The organism is Paenibacillus sp. Y951 (assembly GCF_056786395.1).
This window is the reverse complement of the sequence record NZ_JBXCIY010000002.1, coordinates 1-21,306: the sequence shown is the minus strand read 5'-3', so window position 1 is coordinate 21,306 and position 21,306 is coordinate 1. Positions and strand designations below refer to the sequence as shown.

Below are 21,306 nucleotides of genomic sequence, written 5' to 3'. Positions count from 1 at the left end.
ATTTCTTGAAAAGTGTTTACAAAATGCTGTTTGCTTAATATATTAATACATCAAGATGTTTCAGCATGATGTGAAAGAGGTGACTTGAATTCATGTACAATAGAAAATGGATTCGCTTAATTTCCCTTGCTGCTGCCCTAATTACTTTTGCCATTGTATATACTATTATTCGTTGTTTATAAAAGGAAATCGTTGAGAGCAATAATGGGTACACATACGTTGATCACACTATACGGATGATAGAAAGATAATGATCCGATCAACGAAATAATACTTCAATTTATGGAAAACCGCTAAAATGATTATTGTTTTAGCGGTTTTTTATATCGACGTGGGTGGTCGATTGGGACTGGGATTCTAGTAAATGTAATTTCTCATTGTCAATCGTCTGTGAAAATGTCACTGTAACTTGTCGCTTGACTAGTATAGAGCAATTTATTATAATTCATAACAATATGAAAAGGCTAAGAAAAGGATATGAATACTTATGGACGATTTTCAGAGAGGGAGACATTGGTGAGAGTCTTCTAATGCAGTCGAAGTATTTACCACCTTGGAGCAGTATAAGTGAATGTAGAGTAACTTATACCGTAGACGCTGCGATAAAGCGATCATGAGTCGATACAAGTTAATTCATTTGTGTCGAGAATATGGGTGGAACCACGAGTCTAACACACGCTCGTCCCTTTTTTAGGGATGCGTGTGTTTTTTTATTTGTATATTTTTAAGGCTAAGAAAAGGATACGAATACTTAAGGACGATTTTCAGAGATGAAGACGATGGTGAGAGTCTTCTAATGCAGTCGAAGTATTTACCACCTTGGAGCAGTATAAGTGAATGTAAAGTAACTTATACCGTAGACGCTGCGATAAGGCGATCATAAGTCGATACACGGGAAAAGTGTATTGAGAATATGGGTGGAACCACGGGTCTAACACACGCTCGTCCCTGCTAGTAGGGATGCGTGTGTTTTTTTGTTTCACAATAAATTTAAGGAGTCGAGGTTAATGGAACACCACCCAATTTCAATCATTTTCCCAAATGGCCGGGAACAGCAGTATGAGAGAGGTATTACTGCAATGCAAATCGCTCAGTCTGTATCTTCAAGTTTGAAGAAAAATGCCGTCGTAGCAAAGGTGAACGACGTATTAGTAGACATGAATATGCGTATTGAACAATCGTCCACTATTAAATTTTATGATATCCACTCACCTGAAGGGCTAGAAGTAATGCGTCATTCAGCAGGTCATGTATTGGCTCAAGCAGTGAGAAATCTATATGGTAATGCCAACTTTGGCGTAGGTCCAGTTATCGAACATGGTTTTTATTATGACATTGATATATGTGAAACTATCTCGGTTGATCAACTAGAGAGTATCGAGAAGGAAATGAAACGTATTATCAATTCGAATTATGTTATTAACAGAGAAGAGATTTCTTATGATGTTGCAATGAAACTGTTCGCAAAGGATCCATTAAAGCTAGAATTGCTACAGGATATTCCAAGCGAAGATGTAATTTCAATCTATCGTCAAGATGATTATATTGATCTTTGCAGAGGTCCACATGTACCGTCAACAGGTTATATTAGATCGTTCAAGTTAACTTCTGTATCAGGAGCATATTGGCGTGGAAATAGTAACAATCAAATGCTACAACGGATATACGGTGTTGCTTTTGAATCTAATCAGAAAATGAAAGACTATTTTCATCAGATGGAGGAGGCACAAAAGCGGAATCATCGCAAATTAGGACAGGAGTTAGAATTGTTTATGTTTTCAGAGGAAGCTCCAGGAATGCCTTTTTATTTGGCAAATGGTCAAATCATTCGGAATGAGTTAGAAGGATTTCTTCGTCAGCTTCAACATCTGTATGACTATCAGGAAGTAAGAACACCGTTGATGATGAATAAGCGATTATGGGAACGTTCCGGACATTGGGATCACTATAAAGATAATATGTACTTTACTGAAGTAGATCATCAACAATTTGCGCTAAAACCAATGAATTGTCCGGGACATATGTTGATTTTCAAAGAGAAGCTACGTTCCTATCGAGATCTACCAATTCGAATGGCTGAGTTTGGTCAGGTTCACCGTCATGAATTTAGCGGTGCGTTGAACGGCTTGTTAAGAGTGAGAACATTTTGCCAAGATGATGCCCACATATTTGTAAGAAAAGATCAGATTGAGCAAGAGATCGGATTAACACTGAAACTGATTAAGCATATGTATGATATATTTGGATTTGAATTTTCAATCGAAGTTTCTACTAGGCCACCGCAATATATGGGCAGCGATGACGTATGGGATTATGCAGAGGCAGCTTTAATGAATGTCTTAGATGATTTAGGATTTCCTTATACTATCAATGCAGGGGATGGGGCATTCTATGGACCGAAAATAGATATTCATATTAAAGATGCCATTGCTCGCAGTCATCAATGTGCTACAGTGCAACTAGATTTCCAAATACCAGAGAAATTTGAATTGAATTATATGGATGAGCATAATGAAAAACAGCGACCAGTAGTTATTCATCGTGCTGTATTTGGTTCCATCGATCGATTCCTTGGTATACTCATCGAACATTACGGTGGAGTTTTTCCGTTATGGTTAGCTCCAGTACAAGTGAAAATAGTCGCTATATCCAATAGTATCCATATGCCATATGCAGAGCAGGTATATGATCAATTTAGACAGGCAGGAATTAGAATTGAACTTGATACTCGTGAAGAGAAGTTAGGATATAAGATACGTGACGCGCAGCTGAAGAAAGTACCTTATATCATTGTTGTTGGTGATGAGGAAATGCAACAAATGACAGTCAATGTTCGACAGTTTGGAGGGAAAAAGTCGTTTTCCTATAGCATAGAATCTTTCCTTCACATGCTTCAATCTGAAATAATTAGTAAATCTTTGAATCCGCAAATAGATTAGATTTCGTAATATTGATATGAAAAACTGCTCTTTAAGGTGTCTACCTTGAAGGGCAGTTCTCATTTATATCGTAATATACACATGAAGTACACATGAACTCCTTATAATTACGATAGGATGCAACAAACGAGGTGGTATAATGTGATTGAAAATATTGTGTAATTAAGGTTGGTATAGTTTTGGACAAAATATACAATACTCATATACACGATAGAAGATAAGACTTGGAGTGAGCGTCAATGAGACGAAAACTATTACTTGTTGAAGACGATATTCATATGCGAGAGATTGTTGCGGATTATTTTATTGCTGAGCATTGGGATGTCATTGAAGCTGAGAATGGGCTAATCGCACTTGAAAAATTCGAAGAAGATACGATTGATCTTATTATTCTTGATATTATGATGCCAAAGCTCGATGGCATCGGAGTTTGCCGTAGCATTCGTAGAAATTCCGATGTACCAATTATTATGATTACAGCAAAGGCTGAAGATGATGATCAAGTGCTTGGCTATGAGTTAGGTGCAGATGAATATGTAACGAAACCATTCAGTCCTCGTGTATTAGTTGCTAGAGCGAACGCGTTGTTGAAACGTACAGAGGGGACAGTAGGTAGTGAAGGTGAGCTACTTAAATTTGGTGAACTTACCATTCATCGCAATTCTCATGAGGTGAAGATAACCGATGAGGTCGTTAATCTATCCCCGAAAGAGTACGAACTATTACTACTATTAACAAAAAATAGTGGGAAGGTGTTATCTCGTCTTTTTATTTTGAACACAGTTTGGGGCTATCATTATGAAGGTGATGATCGCGCGGTTGATACTCATATTAAGAAATTAAGAGCCAAACTAGGAGCGGAAGGACGATTCATTGTAACCGTCATTCGATCAGGCTATAAATTCGATCCGCTGCTATGAGGAGACATTCGGTCGTATTCAAATTGTATATGATTACTTCTATTATGATTATTTTGTTGTTCGCGGTCGTGATGATTATGGAGAGTATGTTTTTCGAGAAGTTCTATCGCAATATGAAGCTTGCTGAATTGCAGAGGCAAACATCTAGTTTTGCAGAAGGTTATGAGAAAGTATCTACCAATCATCAAGCTGTATCGCAATTGCTTGGTCACTATATGAATGAGTATGATGCTAGTATTGCAATATTAGACAGTCAGTTTCAACTGCGTGAATACGATCCTTATTATATTGTAATGCAGTTGCAGCAACGTGCCATTACGATAATACTTCCAATGGCCGGAATGACTTTCGATCAGCTTCCTATTGGACTTCATGTAGGTAATACGATCACGGTAGATGGGATTTACATGGATGAACAAGATAGCATTATGCATCCTGTACAATTGCTATCAGATGGCGGTCTTCTTGAACAGGGTTTAGTGCGAGAACAAGGGACCATAATCGACATGCAAATACCAGAGCAACGATCGTATAATCCAATGTATCAAGATCTTTTAGTGAAGCAGATGATTCAAGATTGGATGTTATCGGAAGAGTGGGCGAATATTCATTGGGCGCAACAAGAACAAGTAACGACCGTATGGAATGATCCGTGGAGTGGTGTTGAATATGTGACTTCGTTACAGAAGGTAACAGATGAGCAGCAATACGTACTGGTTATGACATCGCTACAACCCGTTGATGAAGCAGTAGAAATGATGAAAAAATATGTACTTTATATATTCCCTATCATCATTATAGTTGTATTTATATTAGCGATTTTCTATTCAAGGTATATTACAAAGCCACTTGTAACGTTAAATAGGTTTGCAGGGCAACTAGCTAAGCTTCAATTCTCTGAGAAGTCACCACTAAGTAGCAAAGATGAATTCGGACAGTTAGCTACTCGCTTAGTCGAGCTTTCTACAAATCTTGAAGCTACGTTAACTCAATTATCAGAACGGAATGAGCAATTGCAAGCGGAAATGAAGGAAAAGCAACGCTCTGAACAGCTCAGAAAAGAGTTAGTAGCTAATATATCACATGAATTGAAAACACCTCTTGCCATTGTCAAAGGTTATGCAGAAGGATTGCAAGATGGTGTAGCCAAGGAGAAGAGTGACAAGTATCTAACACATATTGTTAATGAGAGCGATCGAATGAATGAATTAATTCTCGATATGTTGGAATTATCTAAGTACGAAGTAAAAGTCATTCAATTGGAACTTAGTAAATTTTATATCGTTGAGCTTATCCAACAAGTATGCCAATCGTTCTCTAAGATTATAGAAGCAAAGAACTTATATCTAGCATTCAGTCCTTCGCGGCATAATCAATATTTGGTAGAAGCTGATTTTAAACGGATTACGCAAGTACTAATTAATCTAATAAGTAATGCTGTTCGCCATGCACCTGTTGGTAGCGAGTTAAATATTAAAGTACAGCATCAAGATGATAATCATGTTGTTATAAGTATTCATAATGAAGGCGAACATATCCCAGAAGAACAATTAATCAATATTTGGGAGAAATTTTATCGTCTAGAGCAAGCTAGAGATCGCAAGTCAGGTGGTACTGGACTAGGTCTAGCCATTGTAAGTCATATTTTACAGTTACATCATAGCGAATATGGGGTAAGGAATACTAAGCAAGGAGTAGAATTCTACTTCTCATTAACAGAAAGCGAGTGATTTATAATGAAGATTAGATATATGGTAATGACAGGGGTTATTGTTGCGTTATTAAGTGGGTGTGGTGAGCAAGCAGGTAATAATGTGAATCAGAGTAATAATAACGTTAATGCACCTATAACATCAGAAATCCCAGGCAATGAAGATACAAATGTAGATGAAACTTCTCCGTCAACAACAGAACCAACCAAGCCAACCGAACCAGTCGCAGAAGCTAACAATGATCAGATATTAATCATTATTGATCAGGCAGAGAAACCGATTGAAGGCAATAGTTTTGACTTTTCCGTACAAAAGCGACCAGAGGGTTATATGCTAACTTCAATGAAATGGAGTTCATCATCATCCGAAGTAGTTAATACACTGCAAGAAGCAATCGAGCATGGTGGCAATGGTGAAGATGGTTTCTACATTAGTGGAAATGGTCAATTTATGGGGTTCTTCTATGATGATTCGCTGAAAGGCGAAGAGGGAACAGTTTCCATCACCTTCACGAATGAGGCTGGTCAATCATTAACATGGGAGAAAGTGATTACACTGTATTAAGAAAAGTTAAAGATTTACCTACCTTATTAACAATAGGTATAAGAATGAATAGATAATGAGAAGGATAATGTTGATTAGCTTACAGCTGACTCATATTATCCTTCTTCTATTTCTGTAAAGGGGCGTACATGGTGAAACTAGATATATTGCCGCAATCCTTCTATAATCAAAGCACGCTAGAGCTAGCACAGGCTTTACTCGGTCATATTCTCGTAAAGGAAACAGCTGCGGGTATAACAGCAGGCTATATTGTTGAAACGGAGGGCTATCTTGGTCCAAAGGATCAAGCGGCGCATGGCTATAAAAATCGTATAACGGTACGGACGGAAATTTTGTTTTCGGAAGCGGGGCATGTATATACACATACGATGCATCGTCATTGCTTAATAAATGTTGTGAGTGGTGATGTGGGAATACCTGAATCTGTACTAATTCGAGCGGTAGAGCCTGTAGTTGGCATTCCGATCATGCAGCAACGACGCGGCGAAGATAAGAAGGAGCAGGATCTAACGAATGGTCCAGGTAAGCTATGTCAAGCGCTAGGCATTACGATGGACGATTACGGTAGTCAGTTCACGCAAGCTCCACTATATATTGCACAAGGGATTACGTATGAACAAATCTCTTCTAGCCCCCGAATCGGAATTGATAATAGCGGAGAAGCAAAGGATTATCTATGGCGATATTATGTAGAGGGGAATCGATATGTTTCCAAGCGGTAGCCAGATAAAAAGTTGGCTTCTTATTGTAAAAGTGATAAAGTTAGTGTAATTAAACATGATAAGAGGTGTGACTAATTTGATGTATAATTTTGATGAAATCATTGACCGACGCAATACTCGTTCTTATAAATGGGATCAAGTAGGTCCTTTGTTCGGTGACGCTTCTATTCTGCCGCTATGGGTCGCAGATATGGACTTCTATAGCCCTCCAGCAGTACAAAAAGTACTTCAGCAACGTACGGATATAGGGATATATGGTTACTCAATTAAAAACAGTGAATATTACGAAGCCATCACAAATTGGTTTGAACGTAGACATGATTGGAGTATACAACAAGATTGGATTATAGATGTTCCAAGTGTTGTAACGACACTTAGTTTATCTGTAGATCTGTATACGAAGCCTGGCGATGCCGTAGTTCTTCAATCTCCAGTCTATTATCCGTTCTATGATGTCATTGAAGGGAATAATCGCACCGTTGCTCGCAATCCATTACGTATTGAAAACGGACGCTATGAGATGGATTTTGAAAATTTAGAACAGCTGTTCAAAGATGGCGCCAAATTAATGCTGCTTTGCAACCCGCATAACCCTGGTGGTCGTGTATGGGAACGTTCAGAATTAGAAAAAGTCGCTAAGTTGGCTGTTCAATATGGTGTTATTGTCGTATCCGATGAAATTCATTGTGATCTAACTTTCGAAGGACATCCACATACTCCGTTTGCTTCTCTATCTGAAGAAGCAGCGAATATTACGATTACGGCACTTGCTGCAACAAAAACATTCAATATTCCAGGACTACATACTTCATTCGCAGTTATCTCGAATAGCGAGCTACGTGAAGTGTTCGATAAGCGTGTAAAAATATTAAGTATTCATATGGCCAATCACTTTGCGCAGGATGCTGTTCAAGCAGCTTATAATGAAGGTGAACAATGGCTTGATGAGTTGATCGTCTATGTGAAAGCTAATCTAGATTACGCAGTAGAATATCTTGCACAGCATGTACCAGCAGTTAAATCACTGGAGTCACAAGGTACATATCTGCTATGGCTAGATTGCCGTGCGATTAGCGAGGACCCAGCTGAATTGAAGGAGCTTATGTATAAGAAGGCGAAGGTAGCCTTTAATGAAGGCTCTACGTATGGTGCTGAAGGTGCAGGTTGGTTACGTATAAATCTTGCTTGTCCACGTTCGGTTCTCGAACAAGCATTGAAGCAATTTGTAGAGGCGATTAATAACTAAGGCAGATCATTAACGTTCAAAGCCAAAACAAGAGCTTGACGAAAAACGAACGGACATACGATGCGCTAATTAGATAAATTAGCTACTATTTTGATATCCACTTATCGCGCACAAAAAAAGGCTGATCCTTTAAAGTAGTTGTAATATACTTTAGGATCAGCCCTTTTTGTTTTCTAGTTATTAATGTTCAGACTCTTCATAATCATTGGACACTTTCAATACATCAAACAGTTTGAACAATAAGCTTAAAATAATTGCTACTACCGTAGCAAGTGACATACCCGACATGGCGAAGTCTCCAATAGAAAGAGTTACACCACTTAGACCAACTACAAGTACGATTGTCGTTAAGTAAAGATTGGTAGGTTTACTGTAATCTACTTTTGATTCGATAAGTAGTCTTAGACCTGATGCCGCGATAACACCGAATAATAGTAGTGATACACCACCCATAACAGCTTCTGGGATATTTGAGATTAACCATGAGAATTTACCTAAGAAGGATAGCGCAATTGCAATGACTGCTGCTAGTCCAATAACGAATGTAGAGAATACACGAGTAATCGCAAGGACACCGATGTTTTCACCATAAGTTGTATTGGGTGTAGACCCTACAAAACCAGAAATAATCGTGGAGATTCCGTTACCAAGTAAAGAGCGGTGTAGACCAGGGTCCTTGGAAAGATCTTTATCAACGATATTACTTGTAACGACTAAGTGACCAATATGTTCCACGATGACAACGAGCGCAGCTGGTGCAATTGTCGCAATGGCAATCCAATTGAATTCAGGAGTAGTCATCGTTGGGAACTTGAAAAATGCAATATTGCTTATTCCATTGAATTTTACTAAACCCATAAAGATAGCTAGTACATAACCGAATATGATACCAAAAAGAATAGGGATAATTCGCATGAAACCTCGGAATAGAACGGAACCGATTACTGTTACTGCTAATGTAGCGATAGATAGGATAACAACTTGTGGATCCATTACCCAATCTGGATCGTGATCTTTACTAATCCAACCAGCCAGACCAGCCGCTACTGGAATGAGCTCCAAGCCGATAACTGCAATAATTGCGCCCATCGCTGCGGGTGGGAAAACAACATCAATCCATTTGGTACCGACTTTTTGAATGATGAATGCGACGACTGTGAAAATAATACCTACTACGATAAAGCCGCCAAGTGCGTCAGCATAACCGCCACCAGCTTGTTTCGTAATAATCGCAGTTACTGGTGCAAGAAATGCAAAGCTTGAACCTAAGTAAGCTGGAATTTTCCCTTTTGTGATCAATATGTACAATAGTGTACCGATACCATTCATCAGCAAGCAGATCGCAGGATCTACTTCCAGAATCGTAGGTACTAAGACTGTTGAACCGAACATTGCAAATAGATGCTGAAGACCAAGCATAAGTGACATTGCTACTGGTGGCCGTTCGTGAACACCAATTGATTTGCGCATGATTATTGCTCCTTTAATAAAATAGTAATTGCTTTGTAGATTCTATACGAATTCGACTAATTCTGACAAGGGCTATGTTAGCTATTATTTGCAGCAGCTTGTATTATTACACATCACCCTGAACTAATTTGCGTGACGATAATTCAATCGTATACAATAGAGAGGTGGACGCAGGGACTACACATAACGACTTATAATGGGTAAGTGAAGCTGGGCGGCACAAGTGAGGAGAATATAGATGAACAACTATCAACTGATCTCTAATCAAGTAGAACAATTCAAAAAATTACGCGATGATGTTACACGTGTCATGATGATGTATCAATTCGCCTTAACTGAATTAGAAACGAAAATTGAAATATTAAAGGAAGAATATCAACTTCTGCATGATTACAATCCGATCGAGCATACGAAAACTCGTGTGAAATCGTTTGAAAGTATTATTGGTAAAATACAAAGGAAAAGTCTCCCGTTTTCTATTAATAGCATTCGCCATGAGATTAAGGATGTAGCTGGCATTCGAATTACATGTTCTTTCATTTCAGATATATATCGTGTGCAGGAGATGCTACAGAAACATTTTGATGTGGAAATCTATGAAGTAAAAGATTATATATCTAGTCCTAAGCCTAACGGCTATCGTAGTTTACATCTTATCGCGGGTGTTCCTGTCGTGATGACAACTGGTCGTGAAATCGTTTGTGTTGAAATTCAAATTCGTACGATCGCTATGGATTTTTGGGCGAGTCTGGAACATAAGATATTCTATAAATATGATCAAGCCGTTCCATCTAAACTTACGGCGGAATTAAAGCAAGCGGCCGATGTTGCTAATAATTTGGATGAGCAGATGGAAAGATTACATCATGAGATAACGATTATTAAAGAAAATCAAGATCACGATGAAAGTGATGAATTTGCTAGACTTTTACTTAGTCAAATGGGTCAGTCTCAATTGAAGCTCCCTCATATTTTTGATCAAGCATTGATAGAATTACCAGGGATTGAAGGGAATGTGGAAGGAAGCACTAAGAATAAAGGCGACTAATGTATATTTTTATCGACAATTAGCGAATTTCTATGTAACTTGCATAGACAGATTGCCAAAAGTTTAGTAGGATAATAGGCATATCACATAGCATTTCATGTGCTAATCATAGGGGTTGAAGTCGATGTTACCACTTGGATCTAAAGTAGTTTTTATAGAGGATCAATTTGAACAGAAGCTTCCTATAGGTGAGTATGGGTACATCATTGCATATGATCGTAATGCCGATAACGTGTTTGATTATGTTGTTCGTGTCCCTAGCCTGAATCGCAATTTTGCTGTGCCTGATGAGGATATTGAGCTAGAAGAAGAAATTCTTAAGCAGGAAGCCGAGCAAATTGAGAAGGAAGCATTAATTGATTATGCACTTGCTACTCAGAACGAGCAATTATTTTATAATATTATGAATGGTGTAGCAGAAGAGGAAGTTGAAGAAGAGTCTGAGCCGCAGATCGCAACAGGTGAAGATTTTATTCGTCAAATTAATCTAAAAGCATGGATCTAATGAAAGAGAGGTAGCGTGTGAAAGCTCGCTATGTCTCTTTTTTCTGTTGTCATTGCTATAATTGCGCTAGGCAGGATATAATAATATGAATGAAAGTTTAAGGAGAGTATTGTTGATGAGTATAACGTTAAAAGATGTTGACCATGTAGCTAACCTTGCACGCTTGGAGCTATCTGATACTGAAAAAACTCAGTTTACAGATCAGCTTAATGCTATTTTGAAGTATGCTGAGAAGCTTAATGAGCTGGACACTGATCATGTAGAGCCTACAAGTCATGTGTTTGAGCTTGTGAATGTTATGCGTGAAGATGTACTGAAGGAATCGTTACCGATTGAGAAGGTACTTCTTAATGCGCCTGACGAAGAAGACGATCAAATAAAAGTACCTGCGGTACTTGAATAATTTAGAGAGAGTGAAGGGAGGAACTACTGTTGTCACCTTTTGAATTAAGTATCCAAGAAGTTGGAGCAAAGCTGAAAAACAAAGAGCTTTCTGTTACAGAACTAGTCGATGCATCATACCATCGCATCGCTGAAACAGATGAGAGCATTAAAGCATTTATTACATTGAATGAGGACGCTGCACGCACACAAGCCTCTCAATTAGATGAGAAGCTAGCAAATGGACAAGCAGAAGGAGCTTTGTTCGGTTTGCCTGCCGGAATTAAAGATAATATCGTTACTGAAGGTTTGTTAACGACATGTGCCAGCCAATTTTTAAGTAATTACAATCCTATTTATGACGCTACTGTAACGAGTAAGTTACGTGATGCCGGTACCGTTACGATTGGTAAATTAAATATGGACGAATTTGCAATGGGTGGTTCTAACGAGAACTCTAGCTATTTCGCAACACGTAATCCATGGAATACAAACCACGTTCCTGGTGGTTCAAGTGGTGGCTCGGCAGCGGCTGTTGCGGCAGGACAAGTTTACTTCTCGCTTGGATCTGATACAGGTGGATCGATTCGCCAACCAGCTGCATATTGCGGTATCGTTGGTTTGAAGCCTACTTACGGTCTAGTTTCACGCTTTGGTCTAGTTGCCTTTGCGTCATCTCTTGATCAAATCGGACCACTTACGAAAAATGTTGAAGACGCAGCTCATGTGCTGCAAGCTATTGCCGGTTATGATCCGAAGGAATCTACATCTGCTAATGTAACGATTCCCAATTATGCGGATGCACTTACTGGTGATGTGAAAGGCTTGCGTATTGCTGTTCCTAAGGAATATCTAGGAGAAGGTATCGATCCACGTGTGAAAGAAGCAGTTATGAACGCTTTGAAAACATATGAATCGCTTGGCGCTACATGGGAAGAAGTATCGCTGCCACATACAGAGTATGCGATTGCTACGTACTACTTACTTGCTTCATCTGAAGCATCTTCTAACCTGGCTCGTTTCGATGGCGTTCGTTATGGCGTTCGTGCAGAAAATCCAGAGAACCTTATCGATCTATATCGTAAATCTCGTAGTCAAGGCTTCGGTCAGGAAGTTAAGCGTCGTATTATGTTAGGTACGTATGCATTAAGTTCTGGCTACTATGATGCGTATTATTTGAAAGCTCAAAAAGTACGTACATTGATTAAGCAAGACTTTGATCAAGTATTCGAGAAATATGATCTTGTTATTGGACCTACAGCACCTACTCCGGCTTTCCGGATTGGTGAGCAAGTTGGCGATCCACTAACGATGTATCTTAATGATATTTGTACAATTCCAGTTTCGCTAGCGGGTATTCCGGCAATTAGTGTACCATGTGGTCAAGCTGATGGTCTGCCAATCGGTTTACAAATTATCGGTAAAGCATTTGATGAATCTACAGTATTACGTGCAGCTCATGCATTTGAGGCTAATACTGAATTCCATAAGCAGCGCCCACAGTTATAAATTTGTGCGTGATTACGAAAGGAAGATTATTATGACTACCAATAAATACGAGACGGTCGTAGGTTTGGAAGTGCACGTTGAGCTGCATACGAATAGTAAGATTTTCTGTGGCTGTTCAACTGCTTTCGGCGCACCTGCGAACTCTCATACATGTCCAGTTTGCTTAGGTCATCCGGGGGTTCTTCCTGTGTTGAACCATCAAGCTGTAGAATATGCGATGAAAGCATCCATGGCATTGAACTGCCAAGTAGCTGATATTAGTAAATTCGATCGTAAAAACTATTTCTATCCCGACTCACCTAAGGCGTATCAGATTTCACAGTTTGATCAGCCAATTGGTGAACATGGATATATTGATATAGAAGTGAATGGTGAAACGAAACGTATTGGTATTACGCGTGTGCATCTTGAGGAAGATGCGGGTAAATTAACTCATATTGATGGTGGTTATGCTTCATTGGTTGACTTTAACCGTGTAGGAACACCACTAATTGAGATTGTATCTGAGCCAGATATCCGTTCACCTGAAGAAGCAAAAGCTTTTCTTGAAAAAATTCGCACGATCATGCAATACTGTGATGTATCTGATGTGAAGATGGAAGAGGGAAGTTTACGCTGCGATGCGAATATTAGCTTACGCCCTTATGGTCAAGCTGAGTTTGGTACTCGTGCAGAATTGAAGAACATGAACTCATTCCGCGGCGTGCAGCGTGGATTAGAATATGAGCAAATTCGTCAAGCAGAAATTCTTGATGAAGGAGGCATCGTTATTCAAGAAACTCGTCGTTTTGACGATGCCGTTGGTAAGTCCTTCTCGATGCGTGGTAAAGAAGAAGCACATGATTATCGTTACTTCCCGGACCCAGATCTTGTGAAGCTTAACATTAGTCAAGAATGGAAAGATGCGATTCGTGCTACGATCCCTGAACTTCCAGATGCTCGTAAAGCTCGTTATACTTCGCAATTCGAACTTTCTGATTACGATGCTGAAGTGATTACATCATCGAAAAAAATAGCCGATCTATTCGAAGAAAGTCTTTCCTATACGAAGGATGCTAAAGGTGCAGTAAACTGGATTATGGGCGATCTGCTAGCGTATCTGAACAGTAATAACAAAGAACTATCGGATATTGCGCTTACTGGTCAAGGTCTAGGTGAAATGCTAGGTCTGCTTGAAAAAGGTACAATTAACGGTAAAATCGCTAAGACGGTATTCAAAACAATGATGGAGACGGGTAAGCTTCCAGGACAAATTGTTGAGGAACAAGGTCTTGTGCAAATTAGTGATGAAGGTGCATTGCTTGCCATCGTTGATGCTGTGCTTGAGCGTAATCCGCAATCGATTGAAGATTATCGTGCTGGTAAAGAAAAAGCGATTGGCTTCTTAGTTGGTCAATTGATGAAAGAAACTAAAGGGAAAGCAAACCCTGCATTAGTTAACAAGCTACTTATTGAGCGCTTGAAATCTCAGTAAATTAAATGATTATATTGGCATACAATAGTAGTGCATTACTGCGTGGTTTCAAACTATGAAACCACGCAGTATCTCTTTGTATTCATAATAATTATTGCATAAAGGAAGTGCATATATGCTGTTAGCAGCTGTTGGAAACCCTTGGTATATTGACGAGGTAGAAATTTTGATTCGTCTCATTATAGCATTAGTACTTGGCGGAATTATTGGTTTTGAGCGTGAGCAAGCTAATCATGCTGCTGGATTTCGAACTAATATATTAGTTTGCGTAGGGGCATGCTTGTTAATGTTATTATCTATCTATGGATTTTCTGATTTCGTTAATGAAGTTAATGTACGTGTAGACCCAGCGAGACTTGCTGCTGCAGTAATTACAGGAGTAGGTTTTCTTGGAGCCGGAACTATTTTATTTACCGGTAAAAAAATATCTGGACTTACGACTGCAGCATCCTTATGGGTGGTAGCTGCGATCGGATTAGCGGTAGGAGCAGGTTTTTATTTTGCCTCTATTGCAGTTATGATTTTAGTTGTTTTGACTCTATGGTTATTTAACAAATTAGAATCGCGCTTTATGCGTAACAAACAACATTATGTAGTTAATATGACATGCACAGATCAAGCGATCTTATTATTGTATACACAGCAAAAACTAGATGAGCATCATGTTTCACTTAATAAAATGTCGATTGAAGATATGGATACATTCGATACACATACAGGAGAAAGATTGAGTGAATCACGACATATTAAAGTTACCCTTCATATTAACGTCTCTCGCAAACGTAAAGATAGTATTTTGTCACTCGTGCAGGAATTGAAGCAAGTGGAGGGTGTTCGTTGGATCGGTTACGAGTAGATCATAGGAAAAATTGGATTACAGCAGGCCTGGCGGTGTTATTGCCGGGCTTAGGTCATTGTTATCGTGGTATCTACGATAAAGCGATATTTATTGTGAGTAGCTTTCTATTTCATCTGGCGCTTGCATATACATTGTTACATGTGCTCGTTATTGAACAACCATTAACGATTGCTTTTCTAATACTTAGTTTGCCTTATCATTATTTTTATGCGATTTTCAATAGTTTACAAGCAATGGATGAGCGATATTATTATAGAAACTCATGGATCAAAATAGCTTTCTCGTTAATATTGTTAGTGCTAACCATTGTTTTGTTATTACCATTCAGTAATACGTATGCGTTCAAATTACAAATTATTTACCACTATCCGATGTTCGTAATTATGAGTATTGTTATGTATGTAGTTACGCATTTGAAAAGGAAAATAAAAACATATATTTTAATAGGTAGAATTACGGTAGGAGCTTTATTGACATTGCTAGCCATTTTATTATGGTTACAACAGATTGCACCGATACAGTGGGTGCAGTGGGGCTACATTACGCCACTTGTATTTCTACTTGAACTTATTGTTTTAGCGATATATTACTATTGGTTTAATCGAGCAGCGATGTTTAGACCTGATTATTGGGGCGTGTTCGTCCTTATTATACTTGGAAGCACATCTTACTTTGTCATGCAGTATAGCGATTATCCCACAAAAATATTACAAAGCTTTCATGCTCCTGCTCCCAATAAGGAACAGTTAGATGGATCAGTTGGTTTTCGCTATGAATTAGCACCAATTAAATTACCTATGGATGCATCAGGGAAAATTCAATTTAGAAATTTGAATGGTTACGTTGAAATTGTACGGGATGATGTAGATGAATTGACGTTATACCCTGTCCTATATGTGAACACGGAAGATGAAGAACAAGCATTAGAAGTAAAGCAGCAAAGTTATATTGATGTTAAATTCGATAGTGGAATATTAATGCAATCACAACTACCTTTATACAACTTGAATCGTTATCCGCGTATGGATGTGAAAATGGTTATCCCTAATCATTATGAGCTTACTGAAGGTATGAGGATTAAGCTAGAGCATGGTGCCCTGCATATCGAAGGGATAACGATATTGGATAAACTTAGTATTGAAAGTAATAGTGCTGCAATTAATGTATATGGAATAACCGGAGATGTGGAAGTAAGTACTAAGCAAGGAAATGTTTTTATGAAAAACATAGATGGTAGTGTAGCAGTACAAAGCAAGAAAGGGATGGTTACACTTATTAATCCACTTGATGACGTACAAGCAACTGCACTGAATGGCTTGTTACATGTTATAACTAATAAGGTGGCAGGTAATTGGAGTTTGACCGCAACCGTAGGAAATATTGTAGTGAAGCTACCAAGAAAAGCACATTATTTAATGGGAGCTAAAGTATCTTTTGGAAAAATATCAGGCGATCGAATTGTTGAAAAGAATAGTAAACGATATGAAGCTAGTGTTGGAGCTGCTATATATACGATATCTATGTATGCCTCAAATTATATCCTTATAGAGGTTGCTCAATAAGCGAACATTGACAAAACTTAAATTATAAACGTATTATAGTAGTAATGATTTTATTATGGTAATAATTATTTTATTAGGGAAGGCGTGAGGGGAATGATTACTAACGTGCAATTAGCTTTAGAACAATTGAAAACTAATGGCGTTCGAATGACCCCGCAGCGACACGCGATATTAAGTTTTCTGATGGATACGCAATCGCATCCTACTGCTGATGATATATACAAGGCTTTATCACCTACTTATCCTAGCATGAGTGTTGCAACTATTTATAACAACTTACGTTTATTCGTAGAAGCGAGCTTAATACGCGAACTAACTTATGGCGATGACTCTAGTCGTTTCGATGCGGATTTATCAGATCACTATCATGCAATTTGCAAATGTTGCGGGTCAATCGTAGATTTTATCCATCCTCCATTACTTGAAGTTGAACGTGTAGCTTCGGTAAGTACAGGTTTTATTGTTCAAGGGCATCGTATGGAGATATACGGTCTCTGTCAAAAATGTAGCAGTACTCAACTTAAGTATTAGAATTTATTTGACGTGCAGAAGAGCGATTCATTTCATCGCTCTTCTGCACGTTTTTAATTAGGAGCGATAAAAATTGGAACCTAGACAAACATTTCACGTGAATAAGCGAAAGGGTTTTCGCTTTAATAGTATCATCTGGCTATTTTTCGTTATTGCATTGGTTGCAACATGTTGGATCGGTTATGTAAAGCTTGTCCCTTCGTTTGAGCAAAATAGTACAACCTATCCATTTGAGCATCCTATCTATTATGAAGGTAAGTTGCAAGCTTCTGGTGCTGTTATTGTAGATGAGCATGTAAAGCTACCATTACCATTACTAGAAACGATTTTAATAGATTCACCAATATATTATGAGCAAGAAAGTAATACACTGGTATTAACAACGGTTGATAAAGTGTTGCGATTTGAAACGGAATCACTGAATGCGCTTTTGAATGAGAAATCATATGAGTTAACTTTAACGGCAGATGTAGTTGATGATACGGTCTATATACCATCAGAAATTATTGAGCAATTATATGGTTTTCATATCGAATACTCTGCTTCAACGGGAATTGTGATGGTTTATAAGGGAAATGACGCTGTAGATACGGTGACTATTACTAATGAGAAGGGGAGTCACTTACGCGAATCTGCAACGATTAAAAGCCCATATTATAAAGTGATAGAATCAGGGCAACAACTTATGGTGTGGGAGCGACAAGAAGGCTGGCTTCGCGTTCAAACATTAGATGGCGTTGAAGGCTTTGTAAAAGCATCACATACTATAGAAGGTTCACCGATCGTTTATGCAAGTGATGTGGATGAATATAAAGGGATAGATCATGATTTGGCTGGTCAAAAGATTAATTTAACGTGGGAAGCTATATATAGTAGACAACCTAACTTGACGGAAATGCCAGCAATGGAAGGTGTTAACGTTGTAAGTCCAACATGGTTTGAACTTGTGGATGATACTGGAAAGATTCAAGGTAAAGCTACCCATGAGTATATAGAGTGGGCTCACGCACGGGGATATCAAGTTTGGGCGTTATTCAGTAATGGATTTGAGCCGGATCAGACGAGTGAAGTGCTCGCTAGTGCTGAAAAGAGATTTTTTATGATTCAGCAGTTAATTGCATTTGCTCAGCTATATCAGCTTGAAGGTATTAATATTGACTTTGAAAATGTATATACAAAAGATAAAGAAAATCTTGTGCAATTTATTAAAGAGTTAACGCCAATTATGCATGAACAAGGGTTAGTCGTTTCTATCGACGTAACACCTAAATCTACGAGTGAAATGTGGTCAGTATTTCTAGACCGTGAAGCACTCGGTAAAATCGTTGATTACATGATTGTTATGGCATATGACGAACATTGGGCGGCGAGTCCAAAGGCTGGTTCGGTAGCGTCTCTTCCTTGGGTTGAAAATTCTATTTCACGAATTATTGAAGAAGATGGAGTGCCTCCTGAGAAATTAATATTAGCAATGCCATTATACACACGGATATGGTCTGAGACCATTCAGGAAGATGGTTCCTTGAAAGTGAGTTCCAAAGCGATTGGGATGAAGCGTTCGGATGAGATTATTGCTGAGCAGTCATTAGAACCGCAATTGGATGAAGCCAGTGGACAACATTATATTGAGTATGTGGAAGAAGGAGTCACTCAGCGAATTTGGTTAGAGGACGAGCTTTCCATTGCGAGTAGAGTTGATCTTGTGCATCAATATGATTTAGCAGGTGTCGCGACATGGGCAAGGTCGTTCCAGAAGCCCGTAATTTGGCCGGTCATACAGAAGTCATTATTTAAGTAGATAGTTCAAAACATCTACTTGTGATCACGATGGTTAGCTTCGCGGTGGATTTGGCAGCGAAGCTAACGATTTATAAAAACAAAGGCTAGTCAGTGATGGAATCATCATTGACTAGCCTTTGTTCTCTTATGTAGATTATTTATTATGGTAAGAGTTGATCCAGTAACTATGAACGAGCTTGTTCACTCGTAGTTTCTGTAGAAAGGTTTGTAGCATTTGTAGTTGCAGCGTCAGGATCAAGTGTGAGAATTGTTTTGCAAAACATACAGCGATCCGTTTTGCCTAACATTTTTGTTTGTTTGTGACATTCAGGACATTGCAGCATCGTTGCACTTGTAGACATCATGCCAGCCCAGAAGTAGATTGCAACACTTACTAGCAAAGCGATTAGACCGATAACTAAGAAAAATGCAGCGATAATTTTACCTACATTACCAAATAGCAAAATTCCTCCCGTGCCAAGAATCATAATACCCATACCTACAAGTGTGAAAATCATCCCCCAAAGTCGAAACTCATTAATTTTTGCTGATTTGAAAAAGATACTTTTCATTCTGTCATTCCTTCCTCGTATAGTAGCTTCAATAAATAGCAACTTTCAATTCATCAATCTCTCTTAAGACAAAATATTTCGAAAAAAAGCAGGAATCAACATGTAATTGTCGAACAAATGTAGTGTCTGCAAGTTCATATTATATCGTATCTTTATATGATTAGCTATACGGAGGCAGTGGTGGAAATTATAAAAAAACAATTACTTGAACTTTACTCATTAAGAAAAGATGTGCAAGGGCTAGTGCTTATGCATAATGTGGAGAAATTTCCTTTCCACACCAATGAATATGTATTCTATTTACTAGTCGTATCAACAAAAGAGGATAATATCGCAAAGGTCGAGCACTTAGAAATTAATCACGAGAGAATTTTTGTTAGAACGGTACATTCACGTGAACTACAAGATTCTAATACTACACAACATCGTTATAACTTAATGGATTGGTTAATGTCAGGAGAAATCATTGCGGACAGTCAACAATATTTAGCGAAGATGAAGCAACAAATCATTGAGTTTCCCAATAAGCTGCGTGATCAGCGAAAGCTTTGTGAGTTTAGCGGATATCTGGCAACGCTTTTTCAGGCAAAACGCAATTTATCAGTTGGTAATGTGTTGGATGCTTATAGCCAGATATTAGGTTCGATACATCATTGGGCCAATCTTGTACTTATAGAAGAAGGCATCCATCCTGAACTCACCGTATGGAAACAACTTCGTAAAGTGCATCCAGGTGTATATAAGTTGTATGAAGAATTAATAGCAAGTCCCGAAACGATCGAGCAACGTGTTGAGTTGGTCATGCTTGCTTGCGAGTTTTCTGTAATGAGTAAGATGAAGATATGTTGTAAGTATCTCCTTGATATTATGAGTGAGAAAAAAGAGTCATGGAGTATAAGTGAGTTACAGCAGCATCCGCAATTGCAATATATTGTAGAGGATATTACGCTAGTTATTCAAAAACTTGTTCAAGGTCATCATTTGAAAGAGGTAGCTATCCTTAATAAGGATGCACAAAACAATGTAGTTGAACTTCAATATGTATTGAATTATTAATGTAAAAGGGTGTTGATTACTGATTAATGCCCTTTATATGGTGAAATAATCAAAATATAGTGAATAAATAGCGTTAATTAATATAATTAATAATTTTATTAGGAAAAGTATTGACTCTTATAGTGATTATATGATAAATTACTACTTGTCGCTTCGAGCGGTGTGAAAGTAAAGAAAAACAAAAATTACTTTTTCGAAAAAAACACTTGCAATGAGATAGACAGTTATGATATATTATTCCTTGTCGCCGCGAGAGATTGGTCGATAAGAAATAAAGAAAAAATGGATTTTATCAGTGAAACTGAGAAGATACATTATTATAATTTATAACCTTGATCTTTGAAAACTGAACAACGAGTAAGAACTGCCATTAACAATTTCACCTTTGTGAAATTGTTAATAACAAGCGAAACACGAAGATCTTTCCGAGCACGTTGTGCATCGAAAAGACTTCACT

Annotated in this window: 18 protein-coding genes and 2 other annotated features; of the genes, 16 read left to right on the top strand and 2 right to left on the bottom strand. The window is 38.2% G+C overall.

The annotated features are described in order from the left end of the window. Positions 1 to 457: 457 nt before the first annotated feature. Positions 458 to 690, top strand: a binding site (T-box leader). A 33-nt stretch (positions 691 to 723) separates the two neighbouring features. Then, positions 724 to 953 (top strand) — a binding site (T-box leader). Between the two features lie 54 nt (positions 954 to 1,007). The 6 genes from thrS to AC1TPB_RS02790 all read left to right on the top strand — a co-directional run bounded on the left by thrS (position 1,008) and on the right by AC1TPB_RS02790 (position 8,103). Further along, the gene (gene thrS / locus AC1TPB_RS02815) at positions 1,008 to 2,939 is read left to right on the top strand and encodes a threonine--tRNA ligase (protein ID WP_482075096.1); all 1,932 of its coding nucleotides are present in this window, start codon (positions 1,008 to 1,010) and stop codon (positions 2,937 to 2,939) included. Between the two features lie 239 nt (positions 2,940 to 3,178). Beyond that, positions 3,179 to 3,859 (top strand): response regulator transcription factor, encoded by a 681-nt coding sequence (locus tag AC1TPB_RS02810; RefSeq protein WP_482075095.1) that lies wholly within the window; start codon positions 3,179 to 3,181, stop codon positions 3,857 to 3,859. Between the two features lie 29 nt (positions 3,860 to 3,888). Further along, positions 3,889 to 5,589 (top strand): sensor histidine kinase, encoded by a 1,701-nt coding sequence (locus AC1TPB_RS02805; RefSeq protein ID WP_482075094.1) that lies wholly within the window; start codon positions 3,889 to 3,891, stop codon positions 5,587 to 5,589. A 6-nt stretch (positions 5,590 to 5,595) separates the two neighbouring features. Next, positions 5,596 to 6,135, top strand: coding sequence for a hypothetical protein (locus AC1TPB_RS02800; RefSeq protein WP_482075093.1), 540 nt, complete (start codon positions 5,596 to 5,598; stop codon positions 6,133 to 6,135). A 128-nt stretch (positions 6,136 to 6,263) separates the two neighbouring features. Then, positions 6,264 to 6,857, top strand: a complete 594-nt coding sequence (locus AC1TPB_RS02795; RefSeq protein ID WP_482075092.1) for a DNA-3-methyladenine glycosylase — start codon at positions 6,264 to 6,266, stop codon at positions 6,855 to 6,857. Positions 6,858 to 6,933: 76 nt separating this feature from the next. Then, a complete protein-coding gene (locus AC1TPB_RS02790) occupies positions 6,934 to 8,103 on the top strand; it encodes a MalY/PatB family protein (protein WP_482075091.1) in 1,170 nt (389 codons plus the stop codon). Between the two features lie 180 nt (positions 8,104 to 8,283). Here the strand turns inward: AC1TPB_RS02790 and uraA are convergent, their stop codons facing one another. Beyond that, positions 8,284 to 9,573, bottom strand: coding sequence for a uracil permease (gene uraA / locus AC1TPB_RS02785; RefSeq protein ID WP_482075090.1), 1,290 nt, complete (start codon positions 9,571 to 9,573; stop codon positions 8,284 to 8,286). Positions 9,574 to 9,811: 238 nt separating this feature from the next. Here uraA and AC1TPB_RS02780 point away from each other — a divergent pair, with 238 nt between their 5' ends. From AC1TPB_RS02780 to AC1TPB_RS02740, 9 genes are all read left to right on the top strand, one after another. Beyond that, positions 9,812 to 10,621: a GTP pyrophosphokinase gene (locus tag AC1TPB_RS02780; protein ID WP_482075089.1), complete on the top strand. Its 810-nt coding sequence runs from the start codon at positions 9,812 to 9,814 to the stop codon at positions 10,619 to 10,621. Between the two features lie 124 nt (positions 10,622 to 10,745). After that, the gene (locus AC1TPB_RS02775; RefSeq protein WP_482075088.1) at positions 10,746 to 11,126 is read left to right on the top strand and encodes an ATPase; all 381 of its coding nucleotides are present in this window, start codon (positions 10,746 to 10,748) and stop codon (positions 11,124 to 11,126) included. 115 nt (positions 11,127 to 11,241) lie between these two features. Next, positions 11,242 to 11,529 (top strand): Asp-tRNA(Asn)/Glu-tRNA(Gln) amidotransferase subunit GatC, encoded by a 288-nt coding sequence (gene gatC, locus AC1TPB_RS02770; protein WP_482075087.1) that lies wholly within the window; start codon positions 11,242 to 11,244, stop codon positions 11,527 to 11,529. 29 nt (positions 11,530 to 11,558) lie between these two features. Beyond that, the gene (gene gatA, locus AC1TPB_RS02765; protein ID WP_482062517.1) at positions 11,559 to 13,016 is read left to right on the top strand and encodes an Asp-tRNA(Asn)/Glu-tRNA(Gln) amidotransferase subunit GatA; all 1,458 of its coding nucleotides are present in this window, start codon (positions 11,559 to 11,561) and stop codon (positions 13,014 to 13,016) included. Between the two features lie 31 nt (positions 13,017 to 13,047). After that, the gene (gene gatB, locus AC1TPB_RS02760) at positions 13,048 to 14,490 is read left to right on the top strand and encodes an Asp-tRNA(Asn)/Glu-tRNA(Gln) amidotransferase subunit GatB (protein ID WP_482075086.1); all 1,443 of its coding nucleotides are present in this window, start codon (positions 13,048 to 13,050) and stop codon (positions 14,488 to 14,490) included. 115 nt (positions 14,491 to 14,605) lie between these two features. Beyond that, the gene (locus AC1TPB_RS02755) at positions 14,606 to 15,346 is read left to right on the top strand and encodes an MgtC/SapB family protein (RefSeq protein ID WP_482075085.1); all 741 of its coding nucleotides are present in this window, start codon (positions 14,606 to 14,608) and stop codon (positions 15,344 to 15,346) included. Continuing rightward, positions 15,328 to 16,911, top strand: coding sequence for a DUF4097 family beta strand repeat-containing protein (locus AC1TPB_RS02750; protein ID WP_482075084.1), 1,584 nt, complete (start codon positions 15,328 to 15,330; stop codon positions 16,909 to 16,911). The genes AC1TPB_RS02755 and AC1TPB_RS02750 overlap by 19 nt, the downstream gene beginning before the upstream one ends. A 93-nt stretch (positions 16,912 to 17,004) precedes the next feature. Further along, a complete protein-coding gene (locus tag AC1TPB_RS02745; protein ID WP_482075083.1) occupies positions 17,005 to 17,442 on the top strand; it encodes a Fur family transcriptional regulator in 438 nt (145 codons plus the stop codon). Positions 17,443 to 17,515: 73 nt separating this feature from the next. Then, a complete protein-coding gene (locus AC1TPB_RS02740) occupies positions 17,516 to 19,240 on the top strand; it encodes a glycosyl hydrolase family 18 protein (protein ID WP_482075082.1) in 1,725 nt (574 codons plus the stop codon). Positions 19,241 to 19,406: 166 nt separating this feature from the next. Here the strand turns inward: AC1TPB_RS02740 and AC1TPB_RS02735 are convergent, their stop codons facing one another. Then, on the bottom strand, positions 19,407 to 19,784 hold the full coding sequence (locus AC1TPB_RS02735) for a YgzB family protein (RefSeq protein ID WP_482075432.1): 378 nt from the start codon (positions 19,782 to 19,784) through the stop codon (positions 19,407 to 19,409). A gap of 189 nt (positions 19,785 to 19,973) precedes the next feature. On the opposite strand from AC1TPB_RS02735, the gene AC1TPB_RS02730 reads away from it, so the two are divergent. After that, a complete protein-coding gene (locus tag AC1TPB_RS02730) occupies positions 19,974 to 20,849 on the top strand; it encodes a nucleotidyltransferase-like protein (protein ID WP_482075081.1) in 876 nt (291 codons plus the stop codon). Positions 20,850 to 21,306: the final 457 nt, after the last annotated feature.

What these genes read in the sequence shown, in the direction of transcription:
- thrS (WP_482075096.1), top strand. Translation starts at nt 1,008, where the DNA reads ATGGAACACCACCCAATTTCAATCATTTTCCCAAATGGCCGGGAACAG.
- AC1TPB_RS02810 (WP_482075095.1), top strand. Translation starts at nt 3,179, where the DNA reads ATGAGACGAAAACTATTACTTGTTGAAGACGATATTCATATGCGAGAG.
- AC1TPB_RS02805 (WP_482075094.1), top strand. Translation starts at nt 3,889, where the DNA reads ATGATTACTTCTATTATGATTATTTTGTTGTTCGCGGTCGTGATGATT.
- AC1TPB_RS02800 (WP_482075093.1), top strand. Translation starts at nt 5,596, where the DNA reads ATGAAGATTAGATATATGGTAATGACAGGGGTTATTGTTGCGTTATTA.
- AC1TPB_RS02795 (WP_482075092.1), top strand. Translation starts at nt 6,264, where the DNA reads ATGGTGAAACTAGATATATTGCCGCAATCCTTCTATAATCAAAGCACG.
- uraA (WP_482075090.1), bottom strand. Translation starts at nt 9,573, where the DNA reads ATGCGCAAATCAATTGGTGTTCACGAACGGCCACCAGTAGCAATGTCA.
- AC1TPB_RS02780 (WP_482075089.1), top strand. Translation starts at nt 9,812, where the DNA reads ATGAACAACTATCAACTGATCTCTAATCAAGTAGAACAATTCAAAAAA.
- AC1TPB_RS02775 (WP_482075088.1), top strand. Translation starts at nt 10,746, where the DNA reads ATGTTACCACTTGGATCTAAAGTAGTTTTTATAGAGGATCAATTTGAA.
- gatC (WP_482075087.1), top strand. Translation starts at nt 11,242, where the DNA reads ATGAGTATAACGTTAAAAGATGTTGACCATGTAGCTAACCTTGCACGC.
- gatB (WP_482075086.1), top strand. Translation starts at nt 13,048, where the DNA reads ATGACTACCAATAAATACGAGACGGTCGTAGGTTTGGAAGTGCACGTT.
- AC1TPB_RS02755 (WP_482075085.1), top strand. Translation starts at nt 14,606, where the DNA reads ATGCTGTTAGCAGCTGTTGGAAACCCTTGGTATATTGACGAGGTAGAA.
- AC1TPB_RS02745 (WP_482075083.1), top strand. Translation starts at nt 17,005, where the DNA reads ATGATTACTAACGTGCAATTAGCTTTAGAACAATTGAAAACTAATGGC.